Source organism: Sodalis sp. RH19, assembly GCF_047324215.1.
Lineage (GTDB): Bacteria > Pseudomonadota > Gammaproteobacteria > Enterobacterales > Enterobacteriaceae > Acerihabitans.
Genome location: NZ_CP178734.1, coordinates 5,249,113 through 5,262,834, shown reverse-complemented (window position 1 = coordinate 5,262,834; position 13,722 = coordinate 5,249,113). Strand labels below are relative to the sequence as shown.

The following is a 13,722-nucleotide window of genomic DNA, read 5'->3' as shown; positions in this document are numbered from 1 at the left end:
AGTCCAGCAAACCTACCCCTTCGAATAGCCGTTGCTGGCGCGATCGAAGTTTTCGGGAAAAAAACTTCTTGTAACGTGGGGTCGCAAGATTATAGAGAAGACGAGGCCAAAGGTCGACTGTTATTTACGATTCCAGCCCAATCAGTCGGCGGGCGCGCCGCTCACGGCAAGTGCGGCAGGGCCAGGTACTCTTCGCTTTGCATCTCCTGCAGGCGCGACAGGCAGCGCTGGAATTCAAAACGCAGCAACTGGCCCTGGTACAAAGACGCCAGCGGCGCGTCGGCGGCAATCACCAGCTTAACCTGCCGTTCGTAGAACTCATCCACCAGGGCCACAAACCGCCGGGCGGTATTTTCATCCTGCGGGCCCATCGCATGCACATTGTGCAGCAGCACGCTGTGATAAAGGCGGGACAGGACAATATAATCATTCTGGCTGCGGGCGCCGGCGCACAGCGTGGCGAAATCCAGGGCCACCACGCCGTCCCGGGCGCCGAGCGTCGGCAACGGACGATGATTGACCGTCAGCACCGGCGCGCCGTCCGGCCGTGCGCCGGCCAGGCGGGTGAAAATGCGCGCCATATCGGCGGCGGTCTGCTGATCCAGCGGCGTCAGGTAGAGGCTCGCCTGGGTCAGGGTGCGCAGCCGGTAATCAATGCCGGCGTCTACGTTCATCACCGCGCAATGGCGTTTGATCAGCGCGATGGCCGGCAGAAAGCGGGCGCGCTGCAGACCGTTGCGGTACAGGTCGTCCGGCGGGATATTGGACGTGGCGACCAGGGTGATGCCGCGGGCGAACAACGCCTGCATCAGCGTACCCAACAGCATGGCGTCGGTAATGTCCGCGACAAAAAACTCGTCAAAACAAAGCACGTCGGTTTGCGCCTTGAAATCATCGGCAATCAGTTCCAGCGGGTCTTCATGCCCCTGTAAACGGTTCATCTCCTCGTGCACCCGCAGCATAAAGCGGTGGAAGTGCAGGCGCAGCTTACGTTCTCCCGGCAGGCTTTGAAAAAAAAGATCCATTAACCAGGTTTTTCCGCGCCCTACCCCGCCCCACATATATAATCCCTGTACGGGTTCGGCGGCTTCGGCGTTTTTTTTGCCGCGCAGGCGCTGGCCCAGGCGCCCCAACAGCCCGCCGGCGGCCGGCGCGGCGGCGGGCTTCGCCAGCAGCTGGCGGTGAAGGTGTTCAAGCTTATCGACGGCCGCGGCCTGGACGGCGTCGGCCTGGTATTCGCCTCCTGCCAGCATCTGCTGGTAGAGGGATAATGGCGATGTGACATGCATGGCGGCAAACGATCCCTGATAACGATTATTTGTAACACTTTTGTTGCGGCCAGCTTAAACAGCCGCGCCGCGGAACACAAGGGCAACAAATAACAATGCTTTGCCCGCGGTGACGCTATCGGGATTCCCCACCGACCGGGTAAACGGTTATAGTGGGAAGTATAGAGTGTGAAAACCCTACGGGACAACGAAGTCAAATATAGGAGTCATTATGACCTGGGAATATGCGCTGATTGGATTAGTGGTCGGTATCATCATCGGTGCGGTCGCAATGCGGTTCGGCAACCGCAAACTACGTCAGCAGCAAACGCTGCAGCATGAGCTGGAAAAGAGCAAGGCGGAGCTGGAGGAATACCGCGAGGAGCTGACCGGCCATTTCGCCCGCAGCGCCGAACTGCTCGATAACATGGCCGACGATTACCGCCAGCTTTACCAACATATGGCCAAAGGCTCCAATAGCCTGTTGCCCAACCAGAGCGGCGAGGATAATCCGTTCCGTTACCGCCTGACCGAGGCGGAATCGGACAACGATCAAATCCCGGCGGGCATGCAGCCGCGGGATTACCCCGCCAGCGCCACCGGCCTGCTGCGGGGCACGCGGGAACCACGCAAATAACTTTACAATAAGGCGGGATATCGCCAGCCCCCGCTGACATAACCTTACTGCGCCACCGCTGAACTTTAGCCGTCCCAACAGGGTCATAGAAGAACAAAAAGTGGCGTTTTAACATGGTTAATGATTAATGGCGTCGTTCACGGACAGCAAGCGAGTAATAAGTTTAATGAAAACCACACCTTTATTCAGCGCATTGGCACTTTGCATCTCATTCGGCTTAACCTCTTCCCTGCCTGCCCAGGCGGCGCTGCCGGCCGCGGTACCCGGGCAGACCATGCCCAGCCTGGCTCCCATGCTGGAAAAAGTGCTGCCGGCGGTGGTCAGCGTACATGTGGAAGGTACCCAGCAGGTGCAGCGCCCGACCCTGCCGAAGGAATTCAAATACTTTTTCGGCCCGGGCACCCCGCAGGGCGATCAGCAGCCCGGCGATTCCCGTCCGTTTGAAGGCCTGGGCTCCGGCGTTATCATCAACGCCGCCAAGGGGTATGTCATCACCAACAACCATGTGGTGAACGGCGCGGATAAAATCAAGGTGCAGCTTAACGACGGCCGCGAGTTCGACGCCAAGCTGGTCGGACGCGACGAACAGACCGATCTCGCGCTGCTGCAGCTGCCGGACCCGAAAGGCCTCAGTGAAATCAAGATGGCCGATTCGGACAGCCTGCGGGTCGGCGATTTTGCCGTGGCGGTGGGCAACCCCTTCGGCCTGGGGCAGACCGCCACTTCCGGTATTATCTCGGCGCTGGGGCGCAGCGGCCTGAACCTGGAAGGGCTGGAAAACTTTATCCAGACCGACGCCTCCATTAACCGCGGCAACTCCGGCGGGGCGCTGATTAACCTCAACGGCGAGCTTATCGGCATCAATACCGCCATCCTGGCGCCCGGCGGCGGCAATATCGGCATCGGCTTCGCCATCCCGAGCAATATGGTGCAAAACCTGAGCCAGCAGTTGATTGAATTCGGCGCGGTCAAACGCGGCCTGCTCGGCATCAAGGGCAGCGAAATGACCGCCGATATGGCCAAGGCCTTCAAGATCGATACCCAGCGCGGCGCCTTTGTCAGCGAAGTCCTGCCGGGTGGCGCCGCCGCCAAGGCGGGGGTGAAGGCCGGCGATATTATCGTGTCTATCGAAGGCAAGCCTATTACCAGCTTTGCCGAGCTGCGGGTGAAAATCGGCACCACCGCGCCGGGCAAGGCCGTTAAGCTGGGCCTGCTGCGCGAAGGTAAACCCGTGGAAGTGACGGTCACGCTTGACGACAGCGCCGCCACCACCAGCAGCGCGGAAATCCTGACCCCGGCCCTGCAGGGCGCCTCGCTCAGCAACGGGCAGTTGAAGGACGGCACCAAGGGCGTGGCGGTGGATGACGTGGCCAAAGACACCCCGGCGGCCCAGATCGGCCTGCATAAAGGCGATGTGATCATCGGCATCAACCGCGAACGGGTGGAAAACATCACTCAGTTGCGTAAAGTGCTGGAGGCCAAGCCCGCGGTCATGGCCATGAATATCATGCGCGGCGACGAGAGTATTTTCCTGTTACTGCGCTGATGAACCCTATAGCTTTCGGGTGACAGGCAGGCGGCAAGCGAGTGAATCCCGATGAGCTTACTCGTGTAAGTGATTCGGGTGAATAAGCGTAGCCAACGCACCTGTCGCGTGAAAGATGACGGGTATACCCTATAGCTTTCGGGTGACAGGCAGGCGGCAAGCGAGTGAATCCCGATGAGCTTACTCGTGTAAGTGATTCGGGTGAGTGAGCGTGGCCAACGCACCTGTCGCGTGAAAGATGACGGGTATAGGTCAAAACATAAAAAATCGGACACTGACCATGCAGCGTTCGATAAACTCATGTTATCCTGCCGCTATTTCCTTTCTCTTGTTCGGACATCATGCTGGTTAAGCTTCTACGTGCGGTTATTTTTGGACTTATCATCGCGGGCGTCATGCTGCTGGCGTTGCCTGGGCTGCGTTCCACCACCGGCACGCTGATTGCCGGCCATGCCGACAGCGACGACGAGACCCCGGTCAGCTATAACCAGGCGGTGCGCCGGGCCGCGCCGGCCGTGGTCAACGTTTACAACCGCAGCATGAATACCGGTTCCCAAAACGAACTGGAAATCCATACCCTGGGTTCCGGCGTCATCATGAACCAGAAGGGTTACCTGCTCACCAATAAGCATGTTATCAACGATGCCGAGCAGATTATCGTGGCGTTGCAGGACGGTCGGGTCTATGAGGCGCTGCTGGTCGGCTCCGATAGCCTCACCGATCTGGCGGTGCTGAAAATCGACGCCACCAACCTGCCGGTTATCCCCATCAATCCCCGCCGCGCGCCGCATATCGGCGATGTGGTCATGGCCATCGGCAATCCCTATAACCTGGGCCAGACCGTGACCCAGGGCATTATCAGCGCCACCGGCCGCATCGGCCTCAGCCCTTCAGGGCGCCAGAATTTTCTCCAGACCGACGCCTCCATCAACCGCGGCAACTCCGGTGGGGCGCTTATCAACAGCCTGGGCGAACTGGTGGGGATCAATACCCTGTCGTTCGATAAAAGCAATAACGGCGAAACGCCGGAAGGCATCGGTTTCGCCATTCCCACCGCCCTGGCCACCAAGGTGATGAACAAGTTGATTCGCGACGGCCGGGTGATCCGCGGATATATCGGCATCGGCGGGCGCGAGGTGGCGCCCCTTCATACCACCGGCGCCAATATGGATCGCATCCAGGGCATTATCGTCAATGAAGTCACCCCCGGCGGCCCGGCGGCGCAGGCCGGCATCAAAGTCACCGACGTTATCCTTAGCGTCAACAATAAGCCGGCGATATCGGCGATTGAAACCATGGACCAGGTGGCGGAAATCAGGCCAGGCTCGGTGATCCCGGTGGTGATTTTACGCAACGGCGCCAAGCTGACGCTGAATGTGACCATCCAGGAATATCCGGCTTCGGATTAACAAGGGTGTTGACGGTGCCGATGAATACGCCGGCGGCCGACGCTTAAGCGGGGATGGAGCGGGGGAATAACGCCCTGCCTGAAAACACCGGCAGGGCGATAAGCGGTTATTCGCCGGTGACGCGTTCGATATTGGCGCCCAGCTTGCGCAGCTTGGCCTCGATGCAGTCATAGCCGCGATCGATATGGTAGATGCGATCCACCAGCGTAACGCCTTCGGCAATGCATCCGGCCAGCACCAGGCTGGCGGAAGCGCGTAAATCGGTGGCCATCACCTGCGCGCCGGACAAGGTTTCCACCCCGTGGCAGATGACCGTATTGCTTTCTATCTCCGCCCGCGCGCCCATGCGGATCAGCTCCGGCACATGCATAAAGCGATTTTCAAAAATGGTCTCGGTAATCACGCCGGTGCCTTCGGCCACCAGGTTCAGCAGGCTGAACTGAGCCTGCATATCGGTGGGGAAGCCGGGATGGGGCGCGGTGCGCACGGTGACGGCTTTAGGCCGCTGGCCATGCATGTCCAGGCTTATCCAGTCGTCGCCGGTTTCGATATCCGCGCCGGCTTCGCGCAGCTTGGCCAGCACCGCGTCCAGCGTATCGGGACGGGTTGCCCGGCAGACTACGCGCCCGCGGGAGACCGCCGCCGCCACCAGGAAGGTACCGGTCTCGATGCGATCGGGCAGCACGCGATAAACGCCGCCGCCAAGGCGCTCCACGCCCTCGATGGTGATTTTATCGGTTCCGGCGCCGGCGATCTTCGCCCCAAGCGTAATCAGGAAGTTGGCGGTATCGACAATTTCCGGCTCGCGGGCGGCGTTTTCAATAATGGTGGTGCCTTCCGCCAGGGTGGCGGCGCTCATAATGGTTACCGTGGCGCCGACGCTGACTTTATCCATAACGATATGCGCGCCGCGCAGCCGCCCGTCCACCGACGCCTTGACATAACCCTCTTCCAGCTTGATGGTGGCGCCGAGCTGCTCAAGGCCGGTAATATGCAGATCCACCGGCCGTGCGCCGATGGCGCAGCCGCCGGGCAGGGAAACCTGTCCCTGGCCGAAACGGGCTACCAGCGGCCCGAGCGCCCAGATGGACGCGCGCATGGTCTTGACCAGTTCATAAGGCGCGCAGAACACGTCCACCCCGCCCGCATCCACATGCACCGACCCGTTGCGCTCGACTTTGGCGCCAAGCTGGCGCAGCAGTTGCATCGTGGTATCGATATCTTTTAATTTTGGTACATTTTGTATTTCTACCGGCTTTTCCGCCAGCAGCGCGGCGAACAATATCGGCAACGCCGCATTTTTAGCGCCGGAAATGGTCACTTCGCCATTCAGGCGGGTCGGACCCTGGACACGGAATTTATCCATCAACACTGCTCTCTGTATTTAACGGGCTTAGATATACAACGCCATAGCGCGGCATCGCCTACAACTTAAAAACCATTCAGCTTACGATCGCGCCGCCACTCTTCCGGGGTATACGCCTTGATAGAGAGTGCATGGATACGATTGTCCGAAATATATTCCATCAACGGGCCGTAGACCGCCTGTTGTTTTTTAATACGGCTCATGGAGGCAAACCGCTCGCTCACGACGATGACCTGAAAATGGCTGCCATCGCCCGTTACATGCGCTTCTTCCAATGCCAACGCCTCGGCGTTCATCAGCACTTCTTTGATTTCGTGGTTTTCCATAAGGGTCAAATCACTGTCATGGGTCGGGAAACAAGCCGATATCTTAGATGAATACGTCGTCATCGGAAACAGGCAATAATGTGTTCATTCTGTCAGCCGGGCGAATCATCCGCGCAGGGCAGGATATTATGCAGGTTGTACAAGGTGATAAGGGTGCGCAGTTTATCGGTGACGCCGGTAAGCATGAGCGTACCGCCGCGCCTGGCCTGCAGCGCGCACAGGTGCAGCATCAGGGCCACGCCGGCGGAGTCCACCCGATCCAGCCGCGAGACGTCCAGGAAGCGGATGCCCTGCAGGGCCTGTTCGCGCTGTTCCCAAAACGGCAACAGCGTGACGCGATCAAGCTCGCCCCGCAGGACAAGCGTGTCTTCCTCGGCTTGCCAGCTCAGGGTTTCAGCCATTGCTTTTCTTATCCAGCGAGATAGGTTGCGCGGCGGCGGCCTGTAACTGCCTGGTCAGCCCCTCGATCCCCTGCTGGCGCAGCGTCGAGGCCCATTCATTCTGCTTGGTGGTGATCATGCTCACCCCTTCGGCGATCATATCGTAGGCCTGCCAGTTACCGGTCTGGCTGTTCTTGCGCCATTGAAAATCCAGCCGTACCGGCGGGCGCCCACCCTGATCGACGATGGTGACGCGAATGGCGACGATCGTGGCATCGCCCACGGGCTGCGGCGGGGCAACCTGGTAGGTCTGGTTGCTGTACATCGCCAGCGCCTGGCCGTAGGCCTGCTCCAGATAAGCCTGGAAAGCCTTGAAGTAGGCATCGCGCTGCGCCGGGGTGGCCTGGCGGTAATAGGTGCCGAGCACCAGCGCGCCGGCGTATTTGACCTGCACATAGGGCAGCAGTTCTTCACGCACCACATCGCGCAGCACGTTGGGATTGGCGCGAATCTGGCTTTGTTCGTTCTTGAGGCGGGTAAAGGTTTTATCCGCCGCCGCGTTCATCAGCGCATAGGGATTGGTCTGGTCGACGGCCTGGGCCAGCGGCGCGACCGCAAGCAGGGCCAGCAGTAAAAATCGTGTAAACATAAAACATTATCCTCTTATTTTGCCGCCGCCGCGGGGGCGTTGCCGTCGGCGGATGCAGGTGCGTGGGCCGCGCCGCTGGTCGGGGCGGGCCCGTTGTCGCCGGAAACAGGCGCGGGTTTGTCGCCGCTTTTGTACAGGAACTGGCCGATCAGGTCCTCCAGCACCAAGGCTGATTTGGTATCCTGAATAATACCGCCATCCTTAAGGATAGACGTTCCCATATCCGGGTCCTCGAAGCCGATGTTCAGCGCCAGGTATTGTTCGCCCAGCAGGCCCGAGGTGCGGATCGCCAGGGAGCTGGTATCGGGGATATGATTGTAGGTGTCCTCGATGTCCATCGATACCCTGGGCGCATAGGTTTTCGGGTCGAGGGTAATCTCCGCCACCCGGCCTACCACCACGCCGCCCACTTTGACCGGCGAACGCACCTTCAGGCCGCCGATATTATCGAAAGTGGCCGAAATACGGTAGGTGGACACGCTGCCCATCGAGCGGATATCCGCCACTTTCAGGCACAGGAAAATAACGGCGCACAGGGCGATGATCATAAAAACGCCGACCCAGATTTCACTCTTTTTCGTTTGCATTAACTCACTTCCCAAACATCAGTGCTGTCAGCACAAAATCCAGTCCCAACACCGCCAGGGACGCATGGACGACCGTTCTGGTGGTCGCGCGGCTAATCCCCTCCGACGTCGGGATCGCATCATAACCGTTAAACAGCGCGATCCAGGTGACCGTAATGGCGAAAACCACGCTCTTAATCAGACAATTCACCAAATCCTGGTGCCAATCCACCGCGCCTTGCATGGCGGACCAGAAATAACCGTTGTCGATCCCCTTCCAGTCCACCCCCACAATGCCACCGCCCCAAATGCCCACCGCGACAAAAATGGCCGTCAGCAGCGGCATGCTGATGACGCCGGCCCAAAAACGGGGCGCCACGATGCGCCGCAGCGGATCGACCGCCATCATCTCCAGGCTGGACAACTGCTCGGTGGCCTTCATCAACCCGATTTCGGCGGTCAGCGCCGACCCGGCGCGCCCGGCGAACAGCAGCGCGGTCACCACCGGGCCCAGCTCGCGCAGCAGCGACAACGCCACCATCATGCCCAGGCTGGCCTCGGCGCTGTAGGTGGTCAGGATAATATAGCCCTGCAGCCCCAGCACCATGCCGATAAACAACCCCGACACAATAATAATGATTAACGATTGTACCCCGACGCTGTAGAGCTGCTTTATCAACAGCGGCCACTGCTGCCGGAAGGCGGGTTTGCCTACCAGCGCGTTAAATAACATCACGCCTGACCGCCCGAAAGTATGGCAGACGCTGATGCCCCGGCGTCCAAAGGACGCTAATGCTTGTTGTAGTAGCATGGCTCGGTCAACTCCCTGAACCTAAAAGCTGTGTTTTATAATCTCTGGCGGGGAAATGAAACGGCACCGGACCATCGGCGATGCCGTCCAGGAACTGCCGCACCCGCGGATCCTGGTTGGCGCGCAGCTCGGCCGGCGTTCCTTCCGCGATAACATGCTGCTCGGCCACGATGTAAGCGTAATCGGCGATGCTCAATACCTCTGGCACGTCATGGGAGACCACGATGCAGGTGACGCCCAGCGCGTGGTTCAATTCATCAATAAGTTTGACCAGCACGCCCATGGTAATGGGGTCCTGCCCGACGAAAGGCTCGTCAAACATAATCAGTTCCGGGTCGAGGGCGATGGCGCGGGCCAGCGCGGCGCGCCTGGCCATGCCGCCCGAGAGTTCGGAAGGCATCAGCGACGCGGCCCCGCGCAGCCCCACCGCCTCGAGTTTCATCATCACGGTGGTGCGCAGCACTTCTTCCGGCAGCCGCGTGTGCTGCCGCAGGGGGAACGCCACGTTTTCAAACACGTTGATATCGGTAAACAGGGCGCCGGACTGGAACAGCATGCTGATTTTTTTGCGCACCTCGTATAGCCGCCCGCGCGATAAGGAGGGAATATTGTCGCCGTCAAACCAAATTTCGCCGCTGTCGGGCGGCAGCTGGCCGCCAATCAGGCGTAACAGGGTGGTTTTACCGATACCCGACGGCCCCATGATCGCGGTGATCTTTCCCCGCGGCACCTGCAGGGTGATGTTGTCGAATATCGGCCGATTGCCGCGCCGGAAGCTCAATCCGCGGATATCGACCAAATGCTCCGTCTGGTTCATGTCATTACTGCCCATATCTTGCCCACTTAAAGCCCATTGCCCTAGATATTAAAGCAATAGGACCGATTCATCGAACTTTTACATAAAATTACCCTGGCGGCGGTAAGATAGGATCAATAGCCGATGTTTTACTTTTGGCCCGCGGGCAGTCAAAATTAAGACGCGCGCCGGTTGCCGGCATCCTTACCCTTCCGCCCGGGAAGCGGCGGTGGCGACGGCGGCCCAGGATTCTTTCACATCAAGGACTTCATATGTTTTTTGCCACGTCATTATTAGTTATTGGTCTTATTCTACTGGTTTATGGCGCGGATAGATTGGTTTACAGTGCTGCCGTGATCGGCCGGTCGCTGGGTATGGCGCCCTGGCTGGTGGGCTGCACCATCGTCGCATTGGGCACGTCCCTGCCCGAACTGCTGATCGCGGTGACCGCCGCGCTGAATCACCAACTCGATATGACCGTGGGCAATATCCTTGGTTCCAATGTGATCAATAGTTTATTGATCGTCGGCGGCGCGGCGCTGATCCGCCCCATGGCCTTCCATTCGGACATCGTGCGGCGCGAGCTGCCGCTGCTGCTGCTCGCCACCGCGCTGTGCGGCCTGGCGCTGGCGGATCGCGCCCTGGGCCGCCTGGATGGTATAATACTGTTGCTGGCGGCGATAGGGTATATTGCCGCCATGATCGCCCTGACCCGCCGGGCGCAGAGCGCCGGCAACGACAGCCTGACCCGCGAACGGCTGGCTGAGCTGCCGCAGGACACGCCGGATAGCGGCACAACCGTGGCGGTGCTGTGGCTGGCGCTGGCCTTTATCATCATGCCCATATCGGCGCATATGGTGATTGATAACGCGGGCGTGGTGGCCCGGCATCTGGGGGTAAGCGAGTTGGTGATCGGCCTGACGGTGGTGGCCTTCGGCACCAGCCTGCCCGAACTGGCAACCGTTATCGCCGGCGCCCTGAAAGGGGAAAACGATATTGCCCTGGGCAATCTCATCGGTTCCAATATCGTCAATAGCCTGCTGGTGCTGGGCGTGCCGGCCCTGCTTTCGCCCGGCCGGTTCAATCCGCTGGCGTTTACCCGCGATTATTGGGTTATGCTGGCGGCAAGCATTATATTAACCGCCTTTTGCCTGGGAAAGCGCCGTAGGATCAACTCTGGCATGGGCGCTCTGTTATTATGTGGTTTTGCCGCCTATGTTACGGTGTTGTTTATTTAGCCCGCGGACGCTGCCGGGCGCATCAGGATACGTTATGTCACATTTGTCGTTAGCGCCGGATTTTGATTTCCCGGCAGCAGGTAAACAGGTCCTCGCCGCCGAGCGTGAAGGCCTGGCGCAGCTTGATCAATATATCAACGACGATTTTCGCCGCGCGTGCGAAAAAATATTTTATTGCAGCGGCAAAGTCGTGGTGATGGGGATGGGCAAATCCGGCCATATCGGCCGCAAGATGGCGGCGACCTTCGCCAGCACCGGCACGCCCTCCTTTTTTGTCCATCCCGGCGAGGCCAGCCATGGCGATCTGGGCATGGTATCGGCCCAGGACATCGTCATCGCCTTGTCCAACTCAGGCGAATCCAATGAAATCCTGGCGCTGATTCCGGTGCTCAAGCGCCTGCAGATCCCGCTTATCTGCATGACCGGCAATCCGGCCAGCGCCATGGGCAAGGCGGCGGATATCCATATCTGCGTCCACGTGCCCCTGGAAGCTTGCCCGCTGGGCCTGGCTCCCACCACCAGCACCACCGCCGCCCTGGTGATGGGCGACGCGCTGGCGGTGGCGCTGCTGCAGGCCCGCGGCTTTACCCCCGAAGACTTCGCCCTGTCCCACCCCGGCGGCGCGCTGGGCCGTAAACTATTGCTGCGGGTGACCGATATCATGCACAGCGGCGAAGAAATCCCGGTGACGCCGCGGGATGCGTCATTACGCGACGCCCTGCTGGAAATCACGCGTAAAAATCTCGGCATGACGGTGATATGCGACGATAAGCTGAATATCGCCGGCATTTTTACCGACGGCGACTTGCGCCGGGTGTTCGATATGGGCGTGGATTTAAACCAGGCGCGCATCGCCGACCTGATGACCGCCGGCGGTATCCGGGTGACGCCCAATACCCTGGCGGTCGACGCCCTTAACCTGATGCAGTCGCGCCATATCACCTCGGTGCTGGTGGCCGACCAGAACCGGCTTATGGGCGTGGTGCATATGCATGATATGCTGCGAGCCGGCGTTATTTAACAAGGAAACCCGCCATGCAAGAGACCACCCTTATCGAGACCTGTTACGGCCCGGTCGACCAGCGGATACTGCAATGCGCCCGGGATATCCGGCTGCTGGTGTGCGACGTGGACGGCGTCCTGTCGGACGGCTTTATCTACCAAGGCAACCAGGGCGAGGAGCTCAAGGCGTTTAACGTCCGCGACGGCTACGGCATCCGATGCTTACTGACATCCGGCATCGAGGTCGCTATTATTACCGGCCGGTCCGCCCAACTGGTGGAAGATCGCGCGCGTACCCTGGGGATCTCCCATCTCTACCAAGGCCGGTCGGATAAGCTTTTGGCCTTTGAGGATCTATTGGTTAAACTATCTTTAACAGCGGATCAGGCCGCGTATATCGGCGATGATCTTATTGATTGGCCGGTGATGTCGCGGGTGGGATTAAGCGTCGCCGTGGCGGACGCGCATCCTTTGTTGCTGCCGCTGGCCGATTATGTGACGCATATCGCCGGCGGTCGCGGCGCGGTTCGCGAAATCTGCGATTTAATTCTGCTGGCGCAAGGAAAGCTTGATGATGCCAAAGGGCAGTCGGTATGAGTAAAACAAGATGGTGGGTCACCCTACTGCTGGTATTGGTGGTCCTGGTGTTAATCGGCCTGAACCTGACCGATAACGACGGCAGCCAGAACGCGGCGGCGCCCGATGCCGGCGAACCCACCTACCAGAGCGAACATACCATTACCCTGGTATACAATCCGTTGGGCGCCATGAATTATCGCTTGATTTCCGAGCACGTCGAGCACTTCGCCGTCGAGCAGATTAGCTGGTTTACCCAGCCGGTGGCGACGATGTACGATGAGAATAAAGTCGCCACCTGGACAGTCCGGTCCGATCGGGCCAAGCTGACCAATGATAAAATGCTTTATTTATACGGCCATGTTCAGGTTGACAGTCTGACCGAAACCTCACAACTGCAGCGTATCAGAACCGATAACGCGGTGGTGAATCTTGTTACGCAGGATGTTTCCTCCGATGACGAGGTGACCCTATATGGCATCGGATTTAACTCTAAAGGCATGAAAATGCGCGGAAACCTGCGGAACAAGACTGCCGAGCTGATTGAAAAGGTTAAGACCTCTTATGAAATCCAAAATCCAAAATAACATCTGTTACGTTTTTGCGGCCGGCGCGCTGCTGCTGGCGAGCGCCAATGCCCTGGCGCTGACCGGCGATACCGACCAGCCGATCAATATTGATTCCGAGCAGCAGGCCGTCGATATGCAGACCAATGTCGTCACCCTTACCGGTACGGTGGTGGTCAAACAAGGCTCCATCGACATCCGGGCGGACAAAGTGGTCATCACCCGCCCCAACGGCGAACAGGGCAAGGAAGTGGTCGAGGGTTACGGCAATCCGGTGACGTTTTACCAGATGCAGGACAACGGCAAGCCGGTGAAGGGCCATGCGCAAAAGGTCCGCTATGAGCTGGCCAACGATTTTGTGGTGCTGACCGGCGACGCTTATCTCGAACAGCTCGACAGCAACGTCAAGGGCGATCGCATCACCTACCTGGTGAAACAACAGCAAATGGAAGCCTTCAGCGACAAGGGCAAACGGGTCACCACCGTATTGGTGCCATCCCAGCTGCAGGATAAGAACCCGGCGGGCGCGGCACCCAAAGCGTCCTCAGCGCCCAAGGCGCCCAAATCCGGCACTAAATAAGAGTAA

At 59.2% G+C, this 13,722-nt stretch carries 16 protein-coding genes; 8 read left to right on the top strand and 8 right to left on the bottom strand.

The features are described 5' to 3' along the window. Nucleotides 1-161: 161 nt before the first annotated feature. On the bottom strand, nucleotides 162-1,289 hold the full coding sequence (gene zapE / locus ACL2XF_RS23765) for a cell division protein ZapE (RefSeq protein WP_413727619.1): 1,128 nt from the start codon (nucleotides 1,287-1,289) through the stop codon (nucleotides 162-164). Between the two features lie 211 nt (nucleotides 1,290-1,500). On the opposite strand from zapE, the gene zapG reads away from it, so the two are divergent. From zapG to degS, 3 genes are all read left to right on the top strand, one after another. Continuing rightward, complete coding sequence (zapG, locus tag ACL2XF_RS23760) at nucleotides 1,501-1,905, top strand: Z-ring associated protein ZapG (RefSeq protein ID WP_413727618.1); 405 nt, start codon at nucleotides 1,501-1,503, stop codon at nucleotides 1,903-1,905. A gap of 166 nt (nucleotides 1,906-2,071) precedes the next feature. After that, nucleotides 2,072-3,451 (top strand): serine endoprotease DegQ, encoded by a 1,380-nt coding sequence (gene degQ, locus ACL2XF_RS23755; protein ID WP_410013368.1) that lies wholly within the window; start codon nucleotides 2,072-2,074, stop codon nucleotides 3,449-3,451. A 341-nt stretch (nucleotides 3,452-3,792) separates the two neighbouring features. Beyond that, complete coding sequence (gene degS / locus ACL2XF_RS23750) at nucleotides 3,793-4,860, top strand: outer membrane-stress sensor serine endopeptidase DegS (RefSeq protein WP_410013367.1); 1,068 nt, start codon at nucleotides 3,793-3,795, stop codon at nucleotides 4,858-4,860. A 106-nt stretch (nucleotides 4,861-4,966) separates the two neighbouring features. Here the strand turns inward: degS and murA are convergent, their stop codons facing one another. The 7 genes from murA to mlaF all read right to left on the bottom strand — a co-directional run bounded on the left by murA (nucleotide 4,967) and on the right by mlaF (nucleotide 9,775). Beyond that, complete coding sequence (gene murA / locus ACL2XF_RS23745; RefSeq protein ID WP_410013366.1) at nucleotides 4,967-6,226, bottom strand: UDP-N-acetylglucosamine 1-carboxyvinyltransferase; 1,260 nt, start codon at nucleotides 6,224-6,226, stop codon at nucleotides 4,967-4,969. Nucleotides 6,227-6,291: 65 nt separating this feature from the next. Next, nucleotides 6,292-6,552, bottom strand: a complete 261-nt coding sequence (gene ibaG / locus ACL2XF_RS23740; protein ID WP_413721524.1) for a BolA family iron metabolism protein IbaG — start codon at nucleotides 6,550-6,552, stop codon at nucleotides 6,292-6,294. Nucleotides 6,553-6,644: 92 nt separating this feature from the next. Further along, complete coding sequence (gene mlaB, locus ACL2XF_RS23735; RefSeq protein ID WP_410013364.1) at nucleotides 6,645-6,953, bottom strand: lipid asymmetry maintenance protein MlaB; 309 nt, start codon at nucleotides 6,951-6,953, stop codon at nucleotides 6,645-6,647. Further along, complete coding sequence (mlaC, locus tag ACL2XF_RS23730) at nucleotides 6,946-7,581, bottom strand: phospholipid-binding protein MlaC (protein WP_410013363.1); 636 nt, start codon at nucleotides 7,579-7,581, stop codon at nucleotides 6,946-6,948. The genes mlaB and mlaC overlap by 8 nt, the downstream gene beginning before the upstream one ends. 14 nt (nucleotides 7,582-7,595) lie before the next feature. Next, the gene (gene mlaD / locus ACL2XF_RS23725) at nucleotides 7,596-8,168 is read right to left on the bottom strand and encodes an outer membrane lipid asymmetry maintenance protein MlaD (protein ID WP_410013362.1); all 573 of its coding nucleotides are present in this window, start codon (nucleotides 8,166-8,168) and stop codon (nucleotides 7,596-7,598) included. Nucleotides 8,169-8,172: 4 nt separating this feature from the next. Then, nucleotides 8,173-8,958, bottom strand: coding sequence for a lipid asymmetry maintenance ABC transporter permease subunit MlaE (gene mlaE, locus ACL2XF_RS23720; RefSeq protein WP_410013361.1), 786 nt, complete (start codon nucleotides 8,956-8,958; stop codon nucleotides 8,173-8,175). 7 nt (nucleotides 8,959-8,965) lie between these two features. Beyond that, complete coding sequence (mlaF, locus tag ACL2XF_RS23715) at nucleotides 8,966-9,775, bottom strand: phospholipid ABC transporter ATP-binding protein MlaF (RefSeq protein ID WP_410016722.1); 810 nt, start codon at nucleotides 9,773-9,775, stop codon at nucleotides 8,966-8,968. Nucleotides 9,776-10,026: 251 nt separating this feature from the next. Here mlaF and ACL2XF_RS23710 point away from each other — a divergent pair, with 251 nt between their 5' ends. Genes ACL2XF_RS23710 through lptA form a run of 5 tightly spaced genes read left to right on the top strand, consistent with a single transcriptional unit; the run spans nucleotide 10,027 to nucleotide 13,716 of the window. Beyond that, entirely contained in the window at nucleotides 10,027-10,992 is a 966-nt protein-coding gene (locus ACL2XF_RS23710) for a calcium/sodium antiporter (protein ID WP_410013360.1), read from the top strand. Nucleotides 10,993-11,026: 34 nt separating this feature from the next. Continuing rightward, nucleotides 11,027-12,013, top strand: coding sequence for an arabinose-5-phosphate isomerase KdsD (kdsD, locus tag ACL2XF_RS23705; RefSeq protein ID WP_410013359.1), 987 nt, complete (start codon nucleotides 11,027-11,029; stop codon nucleotides 12,011-12,013). Between the two features lie 14 nt (nucleotides 12,014-12,027). Then, entirely contained in the window at nucleotides 12,028-12,591 is a 564-nt protein-coding gene (kdsC, locus tag ACL2XF_RS23700; RefSeq protein ID WP_410013358.1) for a 3-deoxy-manno-octulosonate-8-phosphatase KdsC, read from the top strand. Beyond that, nucleotides 12,588-13,157 carry an LPS export ABC transporter periplasmic protein LptC gene (gene lptC / locus ACL2XF_RS23695; protein WP_410013357.1) on the top strand — a complete coding sequence of 190 codons (570 nt, stop codon included), beginning with the start codon at nucleotides 12,588-12,590 and terminating at the stop codon, nucleotides 13,155-13,157. The genes kdsC and lptC overlap by 4 nt, the downstream gene beginning before the upstream one ends. Next, nucleotides 13,135-13,716, top strand: a complete 582-nt coding sequence (lptA, locus tag ACL2XF_RS23690; RefSeq protein WP_410013356.1) for a lipopolysaccharide ABC transporter substrate-binding protein LptA — start codon at nucleotides 13,135-13,137, stop codon at nucleotides 13,714-13,716. The genes lptC and lptA overlap by 23 nt, the downstream gene beginning before the upstream one ends. The last annotated feature ends 6 nt before the right edge of the window (nucleotides 13,717-13,722 follow it).

Coding starts and splice junctions, on each gene's coding strand:
- zapE (WP_413727619.1), bottom strand. CDS start 1,289: ATGCATGTCACATCGCCATTATCCCTCTACCAGCAGATGCTGGCAGGA.
- zapG (WP_413727618.1), top strand. CDS start 1,501: ATGACCTGGGAATATGCGCTGATTGGATTAGTGGTCGGTATCATCATC.
- degQ (WP_410013368.1), top strand. CDS start 2,072: ATGAAAACCACACCTTTATTCAGCGCATTGGCACTTTGCATCTCATTC.
- degS (WP_410013367.1), top strand. CDS start 3,793: ATGCTGGTTAAGCTTCTACGTGCGGTTATTTTTGGACTTATCATCGCG.
- murA (WP_410013366.1), bottom strand. CDS start 6,226: ATGGATAAATTCCGTGTCCAGGGTCCGACCCGCCTGAATGGCGAAGTG.
- ibaG (WP_413721524.1), bottom strand. CDS start 6,552: ATGGAAAACCACGAAATCAAAGAAGTGCTGATGAACGCCGAGGCGTTG.
- mlaB (WP_410013364.1), bottom strand. CDS start 6,953: ATGGCTGAAACCCTGAGCTGGCAAGCCGAGGAAGACACGCTTGTCCTG.
- mlaC (WP_410013363.1), bottom strand. CDS start 7,581: ATGTTTACACGATTTTTACTGCTGGCCCTGCTTGCGGTCGCGCCGCTG.
- mlaD (WP_410013362.1), bottom strand. CDS start 8,168: ATGCAAACGAAAAAGAGTGAAATCTGGGTCGGCGTTTTTATGATCATC.
- mlaE (WP_410013361.1), bottom strand. CDS start 8,958: ATGCTACTACAACAAGCATTAGCGTCCTTTGGACGCCGGGGCATCAGC.
- mlaF (WP_410016722.1), bottom strand. CDS start 9,775: ATGAACCAGACGGAGCATTTGGTCGATATCCGCGGATTGAGCTTCCGG.
- ACL2XF_RS23710 (WP_410013360.1), top strand. CDS start 10,027: ATGTTTTTTGCCACGTCATTATTAGTTATTGGTCTTATTCTACTGGTT.
- kdsD (WP_410013359.1), top strand. CDS start 11,027: ATGTCACATTTGTCGTTAGCGCCGGATTTTGATTTCCCGGCAGCAGGT.
- kdsC (WP_410013358.1), top strand. CDS start 12,028: ATGCAAGAGACCACCCTTATCGAGACCTGTTACGGCCCGGTCGACCAG.
- lptC (WP_410013357.1), top strand. CDS start 12,588: ATGAGTAAAACAAGATGGTGGGTCACCCTACTGCTGGTATTGGTGGTC.
- lptA (WP_410013356.1), top strand. CDS start 13,135: ATGAAATCCAAAATCCAAAATAACATCTGTTACGTTTTTGCGGCCGGC.